Source organism: Salmonella sp. 2018103, from assembly GCF_026247685.1.
Taxonomy (GTDB): Bacteria; Pseudomonadota; Gammaproteobacteria; order Enterobacterales; family Enterobacteriaceae; genus Salmonella; species Salmonella enterica.
Window position 1 is genome coordinate 1,158,811 of record NZ_CP111029.1, and the last position, 16,789, is coordinate 1,175,599.

The 16,789-nt window shown below is 55.5% G+C and carries 7 protein-coding genes; 2 read left to right on the plus strand and 5 right to left on the minus strand.

Going from position 1 to position 16,789, the window contains the following annotated elements; translation table 11 throughout:
• Together bapA and smpB are read right to left on the minus strand one after the other, a co-directional pair.
• Nucleotides 1-11,475, minus strand: coding sequence for a biofilm-associated protein BapA (gene bapA / locus OLG56_RS05645; RefSeq protein ID WP_079900565.1), 11,475 nt, complete (start codon nt 11,473-11,475; stop codon nt 1-3).
• A gap of 617 nt (nt 11,476-12,092) precedes the next feature.
• A complete protein-coding gene (gene smpB / locus OLG56_RS05650; RefSeq protein WP_001518569.1) occupies nt 12,093-12,575 on the minus strand; it encodes an SsrA-binding protein SmpB in 483 nt (160 codons plus the stop codon).
• 188 nt (nt 12,576-12,763) lie between these two features.
• Between smpB and OLG56_RS05655 the strand changes: the two genes are divergently transcribed.
• Together OLG56_RS05655 and OLG56_RS05660 are read left to right on the plus strand one after the other, a co-directional pair.
• Nucleotides 12,764-13,201 (plus strand): type II toxin-antitoxin system RatA family toxin, encoded by a 438-nt coding sequence (locus tag OLG56_RS05655; protein WP_001537508.1) that lies wholly within the window; start codon nt 12,764-12,766, stop codon nt 13,199-13,201.
• Nucleotides 13,191-13,481, plus strand: coding sequence for an RnfH family protein (locus OLG56_RS05660; protein WP_001112990.1), 291 nt, complete (start codon nt 13,191-13,193; stop codon nt 13,479-13,481). The genes OLG56_RS05655 and OLG56_RS05660 overlap by 11 nt, the downstream gene beginning before the upstream one ends.
• Before the next feature lie 161 nt (nt 13,482-13,642).
• On the opposite strand, the gene bamE is transcribed toward OLG56_RS05660, so the two are convergent.
• From bamE to nadK, 3 genes are all read right to left on the minus strand, one after another.
• Nucleotides 13,643-13,981: an outer membrane protein assembly factor BamE gene (bamE, locus tag OLG56_RS05665; RefSeq protein ID WP_001203445.1), complete on the minus strand. Its 339-nt coding sequence runs from the start codon at nt 13,979-13,981 to the stop codon at nt 13,643-13,645.
• Between the two features lie 148 nt (nt 13,982-14,129).
• Nucleotides 14,130-15,791, minus strand: coding sequence for a DNA repair protein RecN (gene recN, locus OLG56_RS05670; RefSeq protein WP_000880965.1), 1,662 nt, complete (start codon nt 15,789-15,791; stop codon nt 14,130-14,132).
• 85 nt (nt 15,792-15,876) lie between these two features.
• Entirely contained in the window at nt 15,877-16,755 is an 879-nt protein-coding gene (nadK, locus tag OLG56_RS05675) for an NAD(+) kinase (RefSeq protein ID WP_001059155.1), read from the minus strand.
• Nucleotides 16,756-16,789: the final 34 nt, after the last annotated feature.

A 16,789-nucleotide genomic window follows, 5' to 3' on the forward strand; every position in this document is an offset into this window, starting at 1 on the left:
TCAACCGCCGGTTATCAGGTGGTTGTTTTGCAAAAGATCATTTAGCGTGAGCTGCACATTCTCCAGAGTGACAAGGTCAGTGGATTTAAACGCGCTGCCGACGCCGTCGCGATCGACGGATATCACCGTATTGGCGCCGCTGGTATGAACCTGAACAAAGTTACCCAGCGTCGCCGCCTGATGATCCCAGCCGGTCAGCAGTTCGTGGATATCGATCTTGTCGCCCTGCGCGGTGGAGAAGTTTTGCCAGCGATCGGCGCCATTGCCGCCGGTCGCGTCCGCGCCGTTTAACAGGTGGTAAATCAGCGTATCGCTATAGGCGGAGCCGATGAGAACATCGTTTTGGTTGGTACTGACGATTTGCGGCGCCATATCAATGGTCAATGTGGCGCTATCCGTATGACCCATCTTGTCATCCAGTTGATAGGTAAAGACCTCTTTACTGGTGATGGACGACATCGCGACGCCATTATTCAGGGTGTAGGTGTAAGCGCCATCGAGGTTAATTTGCAATGTGCCGTAATGTCCCTGAATCGTGGCGCTGGTGGTATTCGCCGCGGCGTCCAGCGTGGCGGCGCTGCCGTTATACCCGCTAATGCTCAGGCGGGTATTCACCGTATTAAGCTGATCCATCGCCCCCGCCGCATCGCTGCCGTCAAAAATATTGCCGAGAACGGTATGCGTTCCGGACGTTTCAAAATTATCCAGATCGACGGTGGTGCCGATGACGCGTGGCGTGATCGTCGCCGCCCCGGCCAGGGTATTGGTGCCGGTAAAGTTAAGCGTGTACGTTCCGGCATCCAGCTCCAGGCCGCTCAGGTTGACGGTCACCGTCGCGCTGCCCAGCGTGATATTCGCCACCGGAACGGTTCCGTTGCGTATGACGGTCCCGTTCTCCTGAATGGCCCAGCTAATATTCAGATTGCCCAGCGTAATGAGCGTGGAGACATCAAAGACCAGTGACGCGCCTTTAAGTACGGTACCTGTTGCAACGTCAAAGGTGCCGCTCCCGCTGCCCGATTTGCCGAGTAGCCCCCAACTGGCGCTGCCGACGCTGGAGTCCAGCCAGGCAGAGGTATCCTGAAGCGTGGCGACGCTAAGGGTATCGCTGACATCATTAATCGCATCCAGCGCCCTGGCGGTTGGCGTGATATTGAGCGAGGCCGTATCGGTATCGCCGTTTGGCGCTTTGACTGTATAGATAAAGCTGTCCGGCGTTTTAATGCTGTCGGCGCCGACGCCGTTCTTCAGCGTGTAGGTATAGTTGCCTCTTGCGTCAATGATGAGCGAGCCATACAGTCCGTTTACCTCCGTCGTGCCGGTCGCCGCAATCGCCACGCCGTTTACTTCAGTGAGGAGGGCGTCCGTAGGGGCGACATCATTGGTCAGTACGTTGCCGGTGGTGTTGGCGGTGATACTGTCAACGGCATAGGTGTGGTCCTGGGAAATCGCCAGCGTATAGCCAGTGAGGACGCTAATGCCGCTGGCGGTATTCAGCACGAACAGGTATTCGCCGCCAGGCAACGTCAGGGTCAGCGGCTGGGACTGTCCGGCTAACAGCAGGGTGTTAATCCAGCCCTTTTGCACCCGAAACTGCTCATATTGCTGAATGGCATCGTTGAAGCGATAAACGTACAGATCGAACGTGGAAACCAGTGAGACGCCGCCGACGGTTCCCTGTAACGTCATGGTTCGCGTAGCGCCTTCTTCAACGTTAAAGATGATCGGATTAGTCATATCATCAAGCAGATTCGCGTTCAGTACATTACCAAGTCCGACGCTTAATACCGTGACGCCGCTTTGTGTCGAGGGACCGTTGTTGACGTAGCTAACGTGAGTATCAAAGACCAGAGAGGCGTTATTGTCTGTCGCTATCACGCTGCCCGGTACAGGCGCGGGACCCAGATTGATAACCAGTTGCGCGGCGCTGCTACCGACGCCATTCTGGGTAATGGTGTAGGTGAAGCTCTCTTTATGTCCGTATCCCGCCGTGGGGTTAGTCAGCGTGTAGGTGTAACTGCCATCCTGATTAATGTGCAGCGTGCCGTATTGTCCCTGGATATCCACGCCGCCCGCGCCGACCGGCGTACTGACACCGTTGGCGTTGGTGATGGCGGTGACCGTGGTGCCCGTCGGCGCGGTATCATCAGCCATGACGTTGCCGGTACTGATGGTTGGCCCGCTAATAATACCTGCGCTGGTCTGGTGTACATCGACATCCAGGCTGGTATACGACCCGGTGGCGAGCAGACTGGTGTTATAAGTGAGTACCCGGTACTGGCCTTCGCCCAGGCCGCTCAGGTTCAGGGTAACGCCGCTCCCGGTCAGGGTAAGCAAATTCGCGAAGTCGCCAACGGCGGTGTTGACGATCGTCGTCCAGGCGCCGAGGCTGGTGTCGTAGCGCTGTACCACAATCTCCTGAGTACTGAGCAGCGAAAGCACGATTCCCGTTGCGGCGGCATCAATGGTGACGTCGCCCGTACCACCTTCAGCAATGGTGAACTCAACCTGAGCGGTATCGTTACCCAAAACCGAGGCGACATTGCCAAGCGCGCCAACCAGCAGCAGGCCGTAATCCGAATAGTTTTGCGTGCTGGTGACGGCGGTAGAGGTCAGATCAATACTGGTGATGTTATCCCTTGCCGCCAGCGGCAGAATCGGCGCGGTAATGCCTAACGTGCCGGAGGCGTTACCCGCAGCGTCAGTGGCCGTCACGTTAATGAGTTGACCTTCAATTTGTTTTGTCGGCAAGGTGAGAGACCATGCGCCGTTGCTGCCGGCGGTGGTGGTGAGCGTCACGCCGCCCGCCAGCGTGACGGTTACGGTGCTGTTTGCCTCTGCCTGTCCGGAAAGTGAACCGCCATCGGCGCTGAGCGTACCTGACGGCGTACCGGGCGCCAGCGTATCGACAATCACCGTCGCGGCGGTGGAGACGCTGCCTGTACCGTTGGCGTTAGTCGCGGTGGCGGTGAAGGCGTGGCTGCCTTCGGTCAAATTGCCTGTCGGGGTAAAGCTCCAGTTTCCGCTGGCGTTCGCCGTGGTGGTGCCGAGCAGCGCCCCGTTGTTATAAATGCTCACCGTGGCGCCCGCCTGAGCGGTACCATTCAATGTGGGTTGTGCGTCATTAGTGACCTGACCGTTGGCGATAGCGCCGGTATAAATACCCACATCATCCACTACGTTGGTGATGATCGGTGCTTCCGGCACGCGCGTATCGGGCGCGGTAAATCCGGCGGCAATGCCGGTGTTGCCTGCTTTATCCTGGGCAAATGCCAGTAGCGGCTGACCATTGGTCTGCGCGGGCGTGAGTGTGGCGGTGAAGCTGCCTGTACCGTCGGCGGTGGCGGTTCCCAGTACCACACCAGTCTCAGAGGTAATTGTCACTGTACTGCCTGCTTCCGCGGTGCCCGTCACGCGATTACCGGTAGTATTGATGACCAGGTTGCCGGGCGCGCCGGGCGCAATGGTATCCACGATAATCGTTGTCGATGGCGAAGCGGCGCTAACGTTGCCAGCCGCATCGGCGGCGCTAACGCTATAGGCGTGACTTCCCTGGCCGAGCGCGGCGGTTGGCGTCCAGCTCCAGTTGCCGCTGGCATTGGCGTTCACGGTCGCAACCAGCGCGCCATTATCGAAGATGCTTACCGCGCTGTTGGCTTCCGCGGTACCGTTGAGCGTCGGCTGTGTGTCGTTGGTCGATTGTCCATTGCCAATGGCGCCGGTATTGTTCGGGACATCATCAACGATGCTGGTTATAAGCGGAACCGTTGGCGCAAGGGTATCGACCACGATAGTAAAACCGCTGGTGGCCGGGCTAACGTTGCCTGCCGGGTCGGTGGCGGTCACTGTTAATGTGCGCGTGCCGTCGTTTAACCCTGTCGTCGGCGTGAAGCTCCACGCGCCGCCCGCGTTAGCCGAGGTGACGCCAAGCAGAGTGTTGCCATCATAGATACTGACCACGCTGCCCGCTTCGGCAGTGCCGTTCAGCGTGGGGCGGTTATCATTGGTTATCTGACCATTAGCGAGATTTCCTGTGACCCCGCCCGCGACGTCATCCACCACGGACGTCAGGATTGGCGTTTGCGGCGCGGTGGTATCGACCGTCAGGGTGAAAGCCGTACTGTTCGGGCTGCTGTTTCCTGCGGCATCGGTGGCGACGGCGGTGATGACGTGTGTTCCGCTTGCCAGCGTTGAGGTGGAGACGCTCCACGCGCCGTCAGGTTGAGCCGTTGTCGTGCCAATGACCGTACCATTTTCATAGAGCGTGATCGTGGCGCCGGCTTCTGCGGTGCCGCTGAAGGTTGGCGTAGGATCGTTGGTATTTTGGCCGTTCGCGATCGTGCCGAGGCCTGGCGCCTGATCGTCACTGACTGATGTGATTACCGGCGTCAGCGGCGGCGTGGTATCGACGACGAAATTAACGCTGTCTGAAACGGGACTGGCGTTGCCTGCGGCATCAACGGCAATGACGGTAATTACATGGTTGCCCGTCGCCAGAGAGGTATCGGGCGTGTAGCGCCAGCTACTGCTATTGTCGGCGGGAATTTCAGCCAGCAGCGTGCCGTTATCGTAGAGACGAATAGTTGTGTTGGCTTCACGGGTGCCGCTAATGACAGGGCGCGCCTCGTCTGTGATCTGTCCTGAACTCAGATTGCCGGTAATGGGGCCCGTACCGTCGTAGACCGTATCAATAACAGGCGCGGCGGGAGCCGTGGTATCAATAGTAAACGAGCGTATTTCGGACGCGGCGCTGGTATTGCCTGCCGCATCGGTTGCTGTCGCCGTCAGGTTCCAGACGCCCGCGCCCAGCGAGGTAGACGGTGTAAAGCTCCAGCTACCGTTGGCCTGAACTTGCGCTGTGCCGACCAGTGCGTTGCCATTATAAATCGAGATGGTTGCACCCGCCTCACCGGTACCCGAGAGCGTCGGTCGGGTTTCGTTCGTCGAGCCGCCGTTGGGGACGATGCCCGTTACCGGCGCCGTATTGTCTGCCACACTGGCGATAACCGGCGCGGCGGGCGGTGTGGCGTCAATCGTCAGCACAAATCCGCTGGACACCGCGCTGCTATTACCCGCCGGATCGGTGGCGCTAAGGGTGAACGTGTGGCTACCGTTTGCAAGCGGCGTCTGCGGCGTGAAACTCCATGTGCCGTCGCTATTCACCGTCGTGGTACCGATGGACGCTGGATTGCCGTCAAGATAGACATTAATCGTCGCGCCAGCCTCTCCGCGCCCGTTCAGGGTGGGCGTCGCATCGTTCGTTAGCTGCCCGCTTACCAGGTTGCCGGTAATACCGGGTTGGTCATCTACGACGGAGGTAAGAACCGGGATCGCCGGAGGCGTAATATCGACCACGATCGTCCACGGCGCGGAGACCGCGCTGGTATTGCCCGCCGGATCGGTAGCGCTAACCGTCAGATTATGGCTTCCCTCTGATAAATTGCGGGGCACCGGGAAGATCCAGCTACCGTTTTCGCCTACCTGAGCCGTGCCAAGCGGCGTACCGTTATCAAAAATGGTGATTGTCGCGCCAGGTTCGCCAGTTCCGTTCAGTATTGGCTGCCGATCGTCGGTGAATTGCCCCGGTAACACCGGGACGGTCGGTTGATTGTTATCGTCAATCACGGACGTGATAACCGGCACATCTGGCGCCTGCGCGTCAATGTTCAGCGTAAAGCCGTCCGAAGGCTGGCCGCTATTGCCGGCGGGATCGGTCGCCACGGCGGTAAAGATATGTGCGATGCTCTCCAGCGGCGCGTTCGGGGTGAAGCGCCAGTTGCCGCTTTGATCTACCGTGGCGGAACCGATTTCTACGCCGTTATCCAGAATGCGGATGGTGGCGCCTGCTTCTCCCGTTCCGTTGAGCGTCGGGCGTGAATCATTGGTGAGCGCGCCGTTATCCAGCGTACCGGTCATACCGGGGACGTCATCCGTTGCGCTGGTAATAACCGGTTGCGCCGGCGCGCTAAGATCGACAGTGATCCCGACCGGTGCGGACAGGCCGCCCGGGCCATTCGCATTGGTTGCCTGGACGGTGAAGTAATGTGTGCTTTCGCTTAATGGCGTCGCGATCTCAAAGATCCAGTTCCCGCTGGCGTCAACGGTGGCAAAGCCTGCCGAATCGCCATCAATGAAAACTTCAACGGTAGAGCCGATATCCGTGGTGCCGCGCAGCGTCGGCGTGGTGTCGTCCGTGGCGCCGCCCGCCGCAATATTCCCCTGTACGCTCCCGACATTATCTTCAATCGCCGTGATGGCCGGGACGGCGGGCAGACCGCTGTCGGAAGCGGGAAAATTCGTAGCCGGGCCGTTATTCCCCGCGCGATCGATAGCAATTGCCGTCAGCGTACCGCCATCGGTTTGCGCCGGACTGAGCGTAACGACGAATTCACCGGTGCCATTAGCGACAGCGCTGCCGACCAGGGTGCCATCGATATGATGAATTTCAACGGTAGCGTAAGGGTCGGCAAGTCCGGCCACGCGCGTGCCATCGTCGTCCACCGTCTGGATCGTTGGCGCGGGCGGGGCGGTGATATCCACAGTAATGGTGATCGGTTGGGTTTGCGCCGTGGTATTTCCAGCGTCGTCAGTCGCGCTGAAGGTTAGCGCATGGCTGGCTTCTGACAATTCGGGCGTATTGAATGTCCAGCCCCCGTCGGTGACGAGCGCCGTACCGATTGCCACGCCATTGTCGTAAACCGTGACGGTGCTGCCGTTTTCGCCGCTGCCGTTGATAGTCAGCGTCCGATCGTTAGTAAAGGCGCCATCGGTTAATGGCCCGGTCACTGGCGCAATATCGTCAAGGATCTCATTGACGACGGGCGGCTGCAACGGAACGGTGTCGACGGTGAAGGTAAAGCTGTTCGATACGCCGCTGCTGTTTCCGGCGGCATCGGCGGCAATGGCGGTCAGGGTGTAGACGCCATCCGGCAACGCGCTGGTCACCGGCAGCGTCCAGGTGCCGGTCTCATCGACGGTGACTACGCCTAAAACGCTGCTGCCGTTATAGAGCGTAATAATGCTGCCGATGTCGCCAGTGCCGTGAATGACCGGTGTATTGTCGTCAGTGGTTGCGCCGCTGACAATAGTATCCTGGACTTCGCCGACGTTATCTTCGGCAAAAGTGATAACCGGATTGGCGGGCGCAGTGGTGTCTAGCGTAAAAGTGACTGAGGCGGAAGGTGGACTGATATTGCCCGCTATATCGGTTTCCGTGACGGTAATGGTATAGGTTTCTGGCGTCAGTGCCGCAGGCGTAAAGCTCCAGCTTCCGTTATCGCCTACCGTTGTGCGACCAATTTCACTGCCATTATTGTAGAGAATTATCGTGCTGCCGATCTCTCCCGTGCCGCTGAAGGTCGGCGTGGTATCGTTCGTTGCGCCATTATTGCCGATGTTGCCGATAATCGGCGCGACGTTATCGCTGATTAGCGGCGCGTCAGGCTGCGCTGGAGGCTGGGTATCAAGGGTAACGGAGAAAACGCTGGAGGTGGGGCTACTATTGCCTGCGGCATCCGTGGCGGTGGCCGTCAGGATGTTTAACCCTTCGCTCAGATTACGGGTTAGCGGATAGGTCCAGCTACCCTGTGGATTGACCTGGACGGTAGCCAGTTCTACGCCGTTATTGTACAGGGTGATGATGGCGCCGGGTTCGCCGGTGCCGCTGAGGGTCGGCATACGCTGATTGGTAATACTGCCGTTTGCCAGTAGCACCTCGCCTTCTCCGCCTGTGATGGCGGCTGACACGATCTGCGGCGCATCCGGCGCCTGGGTATCGACGCGCAGGGTAAAGCTGAGGGATTCGGGACTTTCGTTCCCCGCCGGATCGTTGGCGCGAGCGGTCAGAAGGTGGTCGCCGTCGCCCAGCGCGGCAGGCGGCGTAAACTGCCAGCGCCCGTCCGTGCCGACCAGCGCCTGACCTATGGCATTGCCGTTATCGTAAAGGATGATTGTGTCGCCTGCGGTGCCGCTACCGCTCAACCGGGGCTGGGATTCCTGGGTAATCTGATTGGTATCAATCGTATTTCCGTCGCCGTCAGCTACGCCGATAACGCCGGGGGCGGCAGGGGCCTGGGTATCAATGGTAATCGTAAAATCGGTCGAAAAAGGCGTGGTGTTGCCGTTACTGTCGCTGGCCGTCACGGTAAAGGTGTAGGTGTCGTCCGCCAGTGGCGAGGCCGTGGTGTAGGCGTAGCTCCAGACGCCGGAATTACCGACGATAATATCTGCTATCCGGGCGCCATTCTGATACAGGTGTACTGTGGAACCCGGTTCACCTGTACCGTTAATCGTTGGCGTGCTGTCGTTAGTGAGCCCCAGATGCGCGACGCTACCGAGAATACCCGGCGCATCATCTGTAATGAAGGTGATTACCGGTTGCTGCGGCGATTGCGTATCGACCACCAGGTCGAATGACGCGGCCGGACTGGCATTGCCTTTAGCGTCGGTTGCGATTACGGTCAGTCGATGTGCGCCTTCACCTAAATTTTGCGACGGCGTAAACGTCCAGGTGCCGTTGGGCTGTAGCGTGGCGAGTCCCAGCGAAACGCCGTTATCAAAGACTTCGACACGCGCGCCGGCCTCCGCCGTACCGCTAAGGGTAGGACGGTTGTCGTTGGTGGTTTGCCCGTTAACCAGCGGCCCGGTGAAGCTTTCAACATCGTCCAGCACCTGAGTGATAATGGGCTTATCCGGGGCGGTGATATCGGGCGCTTGCGCTGTGGTTGGCGGGCTGACGTTGTTGGCGCTGTCGGTGGCGGTGACGGTAACCTGTTCGCCGTTGGTCTGTGCGGGGACGAGGGGAAGGGTAAAATGACCTTCGCCATCTGCTTTGCCGCTGCCGAGCGGCGTGCCGTCCGGCGTGGCGATCGTGATGGCGCTACCCGGTTCGGCGGTGCCGCTGATACTGGCGCCATCCTCACTAATTACCACGTTTTTCGGCATTTCCGGCGCGGTACTGTCCGGCGCGATAACCGTCGCGGCGGCGCTTTCGTTTTTCGCGACATCGGTGGCGGTAGCGATAAGCGCCTGGCCGTTAGTCTGCGCCGTATTCAGCGGAACGATAAATTGTCCGTTGCCGTTAGCGACGGCGCTGCCAAGTACGGTGTTGCTACTGTCGCGGATAGTGACCGTTGCCCCGGCTTCCGCCTGACCGCTTACGGACAGACCGTCGGTCGCCACGATAAGACCGTCCGGTGCCGCAGGCGCAGTTTTATCCGGCGCGTTCAGCGTTTCTACCGGACCGCTATTCGCGGCTTTATCGGTAACGCTAATGCTTAATGTTTCGCCGTTAATTTTCGCCGGGCTAATACCTATTGAGAAGGTACCGTCGTCGCCTGCCGTTCCACTACCGAGCGTATTTCCCTGGCTGTCTTTGATAACCACAGTACTGCCAGCTTCCGTAGTGCCGGTAAGTCTGTCGCCGACGTCGCTAACCGCCAGACCTTCCAGCACCGGCGGCTGCGTGTCGATATCAATGGTAAAGGAGGCGGACTGCCCGCTGGTGCCGCGATCGTTGGTCGCGGTAGCGGTAAAGACATGGTCGCCATCGGCAAGTGCCAGCGAGGGGGTAAAGCTCCATTTGCCGTCAGCGTCAGCGACAATGGGCGGAAAGGACAGTACAGGAAAGCCATTATCGTTAATCGATATCGTACTGCCTGGTTCGGCAGTACCGCTGAGGGTTGGGCGGTTATCATCTGTGGCATCGCCATTTTTCAGCAGCCCGGTAACGGCGCCAGCGTCATCCGTCACGGTAAGGATAGTCGGCTGGGCAGGATACTGTGAATCAGAAGCGGTAAATTCCGTGGTGGGGCCGATGTTACCGACGGCGTCCTGAATACGCGCTTCCAGACGCTCGCCGTGGGTCTGGGCCGGATTCAGCGTGATGCTGAAGTGGTTATTTTCTCCGGTAATCGTGGAGCCCAGGTAATTTCCCGCCGGGTCATAGATCGACACGGTACTGCCAGCTTCAGCGGTACCGCTAACGGTTGTGCCGTCTTTCGCGACATTATCAATGATAGCGGCGTCAGGCGGCGTGGTGTCCACAATGATAGTAGGCGTTGTCGTCACGCGGCTCACGTTTCCGGCTTTGTCGCTTTGTTCGACGGTAAAGGTATGTTCGCCATCGCTTAACGGTGTAGTCGGCGTAAAGGTCCAGCGCCCATTTTCGTCTACGGTAGCGCTGCCGATAACGGTTGAACCCTCTTTAATCGTGATGGTATTGCCAGCCTCTCCCTGCCCGGAAAATAGCGGTTTTGCCTCGTCAGTCCGGTCATTATTCTGTAGCGGCCCGGTGAGCAAACCGGTGTTATCGGCAATCAGTTCAACGCGTGGGGCATCGGGGCTGAGTGTGTCGATAGTCAGCGAAAAGCGGGCTGATTCGCTACTTTCGCCTTTAACGTTAGTCGCAATGGCGGTGAAATGATTTTCCCCATCCGCTAGCGCGCTGGTAATGGCAAAATGCCAGCTTCCGCTGCTATCAACCGTTGTGGAGCCTATTTCCTGACCATTGGCGTAAATATGGATGACTGTGCCTGCGCTGCCGGTTCCCTCCAGAGTGGGGGTATTGTCGTTCGTAAACTGGTTATTGCTCAGCGTGCCGGTGAGGGGAGCGGCATCATCGATAGCGGCGGTGATAATCGGTGTATCGGGGAGAGGAATGTTGGGCGCATCAATGGTTGCGGATGGGCCGGTATTGCCGGCATCGTCAGTAGCGGTCACGGTAAGTTGTTCGCCGCTAATCTGTGGCGCTGTCAGATCAATACTAAATTTACCGTCGCTATCCGCTTTGCCCTCGCCAACGACGTTACCTGAAGGATCTTTGATGGTAATGGTACTGCCCGCTTCGGCCTCGCCGCTCACCGTTTTTCCGTCCGCTGAAATCAACAACTTGCCGGGAGCGAGAGGCGGGGTAGTATCTACAGGATTACTGCTACCTGGAGTATTGCCGTTAGGGTTACTGCCGCCGGGATTGCTGTTATCAGGGGGATTACCGTCAGGATTGGTGTTATCGGGGGGCGGATTATCGCCATCCGAATGATGGTGGGAATCGCCGCCGCCGGAAGACGCGATAGCGGCAATGCCGCCAGCCGCCACCGCGCCAGCCAGTACCCACGGCCAAACGGCGCCGCCTGCTTCATGGGAAGTGCCGGAAGTGACCAGCAGCTCATTAATATCAGCGATTTGTTCAAAATGTAGCCCGGCTTGCGGATTTTCTACCCACCATAACGTGCCATCGTTTTCCGCCAGTACCAGCTGGCTTGCGCCCAGATCGTTGGTAACGTAAAAGTTTTTAATCGTGATCGTTTCGCCGGAATGGAGCGTCACCACCAGATCCTGATTAATGCGCGTAAGTTGACTAATTTCTTCCCGGGCCACTGATAATTTAACAATTGACGGGGCGTTAAGAGTGACCGCTGAGGATTCCACAGTGGTGGAGACGCCAGTCAATTTCGAAACCACGGCGAGTAGACGCATAAATTAGCTCCTGATGGATTTGCTCTGTGTATTAATTAACGGGCACGACGTTCAGGGCAAAATGCGTAGACGAGCCTTCCCGTTCATCGTGAGAGATGAATTTCCGTAGCCATATTCTTTTTTATGAGCGTAGGTGAAGGTCTGGTTTTCTCGCCGAATAACCCTTTGTTTTTTGTGCCTGACTAGTGCTTTCGTATTAGATGATATAGTCAGAAAAAAATCTTTCTGCAAATTAAGATCTATTGATAAAGGTGTTAGTGCGTCTGAAATATAACGGAGTTTGTGTTAAGGAGATGTAGGGTGGGCTAACAATACATGATAATTTTTTATTTATCTTTATGTTTTATAATGAATTTTAATTTTTTCTTCTTTTTCTCTTTTAACATAAAAACAATACTTTTTGTGAAGGTATTCAGCAATATTAAATTTTATAAAAATCATTTGAAGTATTGTGTTATTAGACTATAAAAATTTTTAAACAAAGAATATATTCTTGTTGTGGTGTGGTATTTATTGCTATTGATAAGCGTCAGACACAGAGAATATATTTTCGAGGCATGCATGAGATATGAATATTGACCAGCTTCATACTGAGAAGCTGGTCACAAAAATGTCTATTATCGGCCTGCATTTTTCATAATGCGTGCTTTATCCAGTTGCCACTCACGTTCTTTAAGATCGGAACGTTTATCATGTTGTTTTTTACCTTTCGCCACGCCGATCTTCACTTTGCACCAGGCATTTTTCCAGTACAGAGAAAGCGCGACGACAGTATAACCTTCACGATTAATACGGCCATACAGTGAATCAAGCTCACGCTGATTTAACAACAGTTTGCGGGTTCGGGTTGGGTCGCATACGACATGTGTCGAGGCGACCGCCATCGGCGTAAAGTTTGCGCCAAACAGCCAGGCCTCGCCATCTTTGAGGATAACGTAACTGTCGCCGATATTGGCTTTTCCTGCGCGCAGAGATTTTACTTCCCAGCCTTGCAGGGCGAGACCAGCCTCGAACTCTTCTTCGATAAAGTATTCGTGCCGGGCGCGCTTATTCAGCGCGATGGTGGCTGAGCCCGGTTTATGTGCTTTTTTCTTCGTCATAAGTGTCGTGAATTCATAGGTAATCTGATATCGAAAACACCCCATTACGTCCTGATGAGGTGCAAAAATCTATCTTAGCATGAGTTGGGCTATGCACGCACAATTAAGGCATGACGGTTGGGGACAGCATTTTTTTTACTCGCTGATAAGTGGTATTATTTACACGATTTATGTTGATGGGAATTGCTATGCCTCAGATTAGTCGGACTGCTTTAGTCCCCTACAGTGCGGAACAGATGTATCAGTTAGTGAATGACGTGCAATCGTATCCCCAGTTTTTGCCTGGGTGTGTTGGTAGTCGCGTCCTGGAGTCATCGCCAGCACAGATGACGGCGGCTGTTGACGTGTCGAAGGCGGGTATCAGCAAGACGTTTACGACGCGTAATCAGCTAACGCGTAACCAGAGCATTCTGATGCATCTGGTGGATGGCCCCTTTAAAAAGCTGATCGGCGGCTGGAAATTTACCCCGCTCAGCCCCGAGGCGTGCCGCATTGAGTTTCAGCTTGATTTTGAGTTTACCAATAAACTCATTGAGCTGGCGTTTGGTCGTATATTCAAAGAGTTAGCGTCCAACATGGTGCAGGCGTTTACGGTTCGCGCCAAAGAGGTTTACCGTGCCGGATAAACTTGTGGTTGAAGTGGCTTATGCGCTGCCGGAAAAGCAGTATTTGCAGCGCGTAACGCTGGAGGAGGGCGCGACGGTCGAAGAGGCGATTCGCGCTTCCGGCTTGCTGGAATTGCGCACGGATATCGATCTGGCGAAAAATAAAGTAGGTATCTACAGTCGTCCGGTAAAACTCACCGATACGGTGCAGGATGGCGATCGGGTTGAAATTTACCGTCCCTTAATCGCCGATCCAAAAGCATTACGCCGCCAGCGCGCCGAAAAATCGGCTGGCAGATAATTAACCTTGCCGGATAACGGTGTGAAAGCCGTACCACACCTGAAGCACAGGTGTGCCTGTAAGCCAGATGAACGTAGCGCCATCAGGCAAATTCGTACCAAATGGCGGGGGAGAGGTTTGCAGGCCTGATGAACGTAACCTCATCAGGCGGTATCACAAAATTACTTCGTCAACGCCGGTTTGTTATCAATATTGGTTAACACGCCGCTGCTGTTAAAGGTGAGCGTCAGAGTCTGCTGCGTCACGTTCTCATGTCCTGGCTGCTGGCGGAAGACATAAAACCAGGTGTTCGTACCAAAAGGATCGGTCATCATCGGCGTGCCTAAAGCATACGCAACCTGTTGTTGCGTCATACCAACACGCACTTTGGCGACATCCGTAGGTGTAAGATAGTTCCCCTGATTGATGTCAGGTCGGTAAACCACTCGCTCCAGAGTGGAACAGCCTGCGGTCAACATCAGGAGTACTGCTGCGGCAGCAGTCAGCGTTTTACAGCGCATAGTGATTGGGTTCCTTTTCGGGCCTGAGCAGTACGTGGCTCATATTAATATGCCGATGATAATAGACCTTTCATCACTTTAAAACCTTTTGCTGTCGGGTCTTACGGCGTTTTTGTTGTGAACTCAGACCTTCGGGAGGTAAAAAAGTTTACGCCGCCAGCAGTTCTTTTGCGTTTGCCAGCGTATTACGCGTAACTTCACTTCCTCCCAACAGGCGGGCCAGTTCCTGTAAACGCGCACGTTTATCCAAAGGTTGCATATGTGTTTCGGTCATTGCCCCGTCTGTTTCTTTACTGACAAAGAAGTGCTGGTGACCGCACCCGGCTACCTGTGGCAGGTGAGTGACGCACATCACCTGAGTGGATTCGCCAAGCTGACGCAGGAGTTTACCGACCACGGCGGCGGTTGGGCCGCTGATGCCAACATCGACCTCGTCAAAAATCAGCGCCGGCGTTTCCATTTTGCGCGCGGTAATCACCTGAATAGCCAACGCAATGCGCGACAGTTCACCGCCAGACGCGACTTTAGCGATAGGTTGCAGCGGCTGACCTGGGTTTGTCGTCACTTTAAACTCCACGCGATCGGCGCCGTCGTTGCTCAGATGATGCTCATCAAATTTCACGTCGATAGTAAACAGACCGTGCGGCATTGAAAGTAAATGCATACTTTCAGTGATCAACTGCCCCAGCTCTTGGGCGTAAAACTGACGCTGTTGATGCAGCGCTTGCGCCGTTTCCAGCGCTTGTTGGTGATGCTTATTAACCGCCAGCGTCAGCGTTTCCAGCGAATCGGCCTGATCGTCGAGCTGCTGCTGTTCTTCGAGCAGTGACTGATAAAGCTGTGGCAGCGCTTCCGGGCTGACGTGATGTTTTCGCGCCAGCGAAATTTGTTTAGCGATGCGCTGTTCAAGTTCAAACAGGCGATTGGGGTCTAAATCCAGACGCTCGCAATAGTGGCGTAATTCATCGCTGGCTTCGGTGAGTTGAATAGTGGCTTCTTCCAGCATATCCAGGATGCCGGAAAGCTTGCTGTCCATACCCACCAGCTCGCTAACCAGTTGTTTTGCGCTATATAACTGGCTTTGCAGGTTAACGTCTTCGCCGTCCGCGAGTAGCGCCAGAGCGTTCTGGCTGGTCGTAAGCAACTGCCCGCTGTTGGCCAGCCGTTTGTACTCTTCGTCAATTTGCTCGAATTCGCCGGCCTGCGGATTAAAGTCGTTCAACTCTTTTAACTGATATTGCAGCAGTTCCGCGCGCGCGGCGCGTTCCTGGCTTTGTTGCTGGTGATGGGCGAGATCGCGGCAGCTTTGATGCCATAATTGGTAGCGGGCAGCCATCTGCTGCGCTAAAGCGGCTTCGTTGGCATAGCTATCCAGCAGCGATTTTTGCTGTTCGGGTTTGGTAAGCTGCTGGTGCGCATGTTGACCATGAATTTGAATCAGCAACTGACCGAGCTCGCGTAATTGAGACAGGGGCACAGCGGTGCCGTTAATAAAGCCCCGTGAGCGGCCATCGCTGCTGATAACGCGGCGAAGTAAGCATTCGCGACCTTCTTCAAGCTGGTTTTCTTCCAGCCAGCGCAATGCCGCAGGCGTGTCTTTCAGCGCAAAGCGGGCACACAAATCGGCGCGGGTCGCTCCGGTACGGACCATATCGGCCTCAGCGCGACCGCCCAGACACAGACCCAGGGCATCAATCGCAATAGATTTACCCGCGCCGGTTTCACCAGTAATGACGGTCATTCCGCTCTGAAAATCGATCTCAAGCTCACGAACGATAGCAAAATTGCTGATGGTCAGTTGCGCCAACATAGCTGTTTTCCTGTATGAAAAACCATGACTGTAATTAAATACAGTATAAACTGGTTTTTTATACAGTAAAGAGGCTAACGTAAAATTAGAATAATTTTTTTGACCAACCGAGTTTTGTGCTTAATGTATTGAAATAGCTATAGTCTTTGGGATGTATCAGGTTGAGGTGGTAGTCGCAGCGGCGAATCAGCACATCTTCTCCTTCCTGAATAGGCAGCGCTATCTGGCTGTCGCAGCTAATTTCCAGATCGCTACGGCGATGCGAAAAACGCAGACGAATCGTGCTACTGCTGTTAATGACTAACGGGCGCGCCGACAAGGTATGCGGGAACATCGGCACCAGGGTGATTGCATCCAGTGAAGGGGTCAGAATAGGGCCGCCTGCGGAGAGCGAATAGGCGGTGGAGCCTGTCGGCGTAGAAATGATCAGACCATCAGATCGCTGTGAAAAAGCGAAGGTTTCATCAATATAAACCTCGAATTCGATCATATGCGCCACTTTTCCCGGATGCAGCACCACTTCATTAATGGCTGTGCTGATACGCTTCTGGCGGTCCTGTTGGCAGACCTGCGCTTCCAGCAGAAAACGTTTTTCGGAGATATAGCGCCCTTCCAGCACATCAGATAATTGTTGCAGGGCGTTGTCCGGATCGAGATCGGTCAGGAAGCCAAGATTACCGCGGTTAATGCCAATCACATTGATGTCATAACGCGCCAGCGTACGCGCTGCGCCAAGCATATTGCCGTCGCCGCCCACGACTACCGCCAGATCCGCCTGTTGACCAATTTCCGCCAGCGTGCCGGTTGGCACATTTTTTAGCTGTAATTCGTGGGCGATTTGTTGCTCCACAATGACCTCATAACCCTGATCGCATAGCCAACGGTAGAGCATTTCATGTGTCGTGAGTGCGGTGGGATGACGCGGATGCCCCACAATGCCGATACACTTGAAATGATTATTCATTTTTCTGAGGTCCTTGTAGCGAAGATTGATGACA

Coding starts and splice junctions, on each gene's coding strand:
- bapA (WP_079900565.1), bottom strand. CDS start 11,475: ATGCGTCTACTCGCCGTGGTTTCGAAATTGACTGGCGTCTCCACCACT.
- smpB (WP_001518569.1), bottom strand. CDS start 12,575: ATGACGAAGAAAAAAGCACATAAACCGGGCTCAGCCACCATCGCGCTG.
- OLG56_RS05655 (WP_001537508.1), top strand. CDS start 12,764: ATGCCTCAGATTAGTCGGACTGCTTTAGTCCCCTACAGTGCGGAACAG.
- bamE (WP_001203445.1), bottom strand. CDS start 13,981: ATGCGCTGTAAAACGCTGACTGCTGCCGCAGCAGTACTCCTGATGTTG.
- recN (WP_000880965.1), bottom strand. CDS start 15,791: ATGTTGGCGCAACTGACCATCAGCAATTTTGCTATCGTTCGTGAGCTT.
- nadK (WP_001059155.1), bottom strand. CDS start 16,755: ATGAATAATCATTTCAAGTGTATCGGCATTGTGGGGCATCCGCGTCAT.